Origin of the sequence: Nonomuraea candida (genome assembly GCF_000725485.1) — a bacterium.
Taxonomy (GTDB): Bacteria; Actinomycetota; Actinomycetes; order Streptosporangiales; family Streptosporangiaceae; genus Nonomuraea; species Nonomuraea candida.
On sequence record NZ_JOAG01000119.1, the window covers coordinates 1 to 1,517 of the forward strand.

Below are 1,517 nucleotides of genomic sequence, written 5' to 3' on the forward strand. Positions count from 1 at the left end.
CTAGGGCTTTCCGCCGTTTCCGCTAGGCCGTAAGCCACCGACCTGCGGTTTCAGACCCGGACGTGCCCGGGATCATGGATTAGCTGCGGAACGCGGGCAGCAGGCATGGACGGCCGCGGATGCCCAGCTCGGCAGGGCACTGAGCTCGATCGGCGCGAGTATGGCCGGCCCGGGATCACTGAGGGATATCGGCTTCCAGATCGCCCAGGAGGTTCCCGACCTACAGCGTCGCCTGGATCTCATCGTCGCTACACAGAAGATCGGTCTCGACAAGGGCGTGATCTGGGCGGATGAGACGCTCTGGGCCTCGTACTCGCCGGCGAGCGGCGCGGCTGCGGCCAAGTCAGTTGCCGACCAGCTTCGAAAGGCCGGAAAGGATGCCGCCAGCGTCGACGGACGGCCACCCCTCTCCCGCCAGACCCTCGACCTGCTGGAGAACCACCAGCGCGATCCCTACTTCGCCGTCGCCTTCGCCAAGGAGATACCGCCCAAGGAACTCAAAGCCCTTCTAGGGGATCTCTACTTCTCGGAGCGGCGTTCTCTCGAAGACATCTGGAAGAAGGCACCCTCCTCGGAGGTGGACCGGTTGGCGATGGCTTTGAGCGTGAATTATCTGTGGGACGAGACCGTCATCGAGCTACGCAAGCGCGTGATTGGGTATGACCTGTCATATTTCTACGCCGTCGCAGAGAAGTCCGACAGCAGGCGCAAAGAGCTCAAGACTGCCGAGGACCTCGTCAAACTCGACGACGCAAAGCTACTGAGCGGGGCCCGAGAGATTGGACTCATCAGCGATGTCGGCTATCACCAGGTCGACCATATTCGCTTCATGCGCAACTACGCCAGTGCAGCGCACCCCAACCAGGTGACGCTTACGGGCCTGCAGCTTGCTGACTGGCTGGAGACATGCATTCGGGAAGTCATCACCCTCCCGCACGACACGGTAGTCGCCGAGATCCAGAAGCTACTGATCAACGTCAAGGCCAAGCTGATGGACAGCAGTCCGCTTGCGCAGACCGCTGCCTTCTTCAAGAGGCTCCCATCCGACCAAGCCGATACGCTGGCGACCGGCCTATTCTCCGTGTACACCACCGTGGGAGCCGAGCCATTCACGCTGGACAACATCCGAGCGCTGTGGCCAAAGCTCTGGGCATACGTGTCAGAGGAGACCCGACACGCGTTCGGCACCAGGCTCGGACGATTTCAGGCCAACGCCGACCATGACCAAGCGATACTCGCCCGACAGCTCATCGACCTCGTCCAGGGCGCGGCATATCTTCCTGGGGAGATCGTCGCTGCAGAGATGGCCGAGACCCTCGAAGAGCTCATGAACGTCCATCTTGGCTGGGATAATTTCTACAACGAGCCGCGAGTGGCGCGGAAGCTCGCGGAACTTGTCGGCCAGCAAGGTGCCGTACCCAGGGCCGAAGCGTTCTCACGTGCTGAAACCGAGTAGCTGAAGAGCGTCGGCGGGGTGGCTGCGGTAGTGGTCTGTGGCGGCGGCGATGTTGGTCCAG

1 protein-coding gene is annotated in these 1,517 nt (G+C 62.0%); it reads left to right on the forward strand.

Features of this window, described 5'->3' with window-relative positions:
* Positions 1-160: 160 nt before the first annotated feature.
* Positions 161-1,456 carry a hypothetical protein gene (locus IO39_RS43285; RefSeq protein ID WP_052424149.1) on the forward strand — a complete coding sequence of 432 codons (1,296 nt, stop codon included), beginning with the start codon at positions 161-163 and terminating at the stop codon, positions 1,454-1,456.
* The last annotated feature ends 61 nt before the right edge of the window (positions 1,457-1,517 follow it).

Bases quoted from the DNA above. Each gene is read 5' to 3' on its own strand.
- IO39_RS43285 (WP_052424149.1), top strand. From the start codon at position 161: ATGGCCGGCCCGGGATCACTGAGGGATATCGGCTTCCAGATCGCCCAG.